This is a genomic window from Sabulibacter ruber, assembly GCF_017355955.1.
In the GTDB taxonomy this organism is placed as follows: Bacteria; Bacteroidota; Bacteroidia; order Cytophagales; family Hymenobacteraceae; genus Nibribacter; species Nibribacter ruber_A.
This window is the reverse complement of record NZ_JAFFID010000089.1, coordinates 1-297: the sequence shown is the minus strand read 5'-3', so window position 1 is coordinate 297 and position 297 is coordinate 1. Positions and strand designations below refer to the sequence as shown.

General features: G+C 72.1%; 1 protein-coding gene. It reads right to left on the bottom strand.

The genetic code is table 11. From position 1 onward, the window contains the following. On the bottom strand, positions 1-203 hold a 203-nt coding region (locus tag JT719_RS24575; RefSeq protein ID WP_207436420.1), incomplete at its 3' end, for a hypothetical protein. Positions 204-297: the final 94 nt, after the last annotated feature.

Here is a 297-nt window from a genome sequence, read left to right as displayed (position 1 = left end):
AACGCCGCGGAGATGCCGGTGAAGCCGGCGCCGATCACGCAGACCTGCGCCGTGGCATCCCCCTCCAGCGCCGGGCGCGGCGGCACGGGGGCGGCGGTCGCGGCGTAATAGGTCGGCGCGTGCCCCGTCGGACGGGCCATCGCGGGGGCGCCGGAAAGGGTGGTGGCGGCGACGGGGGCGGTGAGGCTGGCCATGATCGTCATTCCTCGGTATGGGGATCGGCTCCGTCTTCCCGCGATGCCCTCGCGCGGCGCCGACCCCACGGATATCGCACAAACGTGATCACATTTTCAAGGC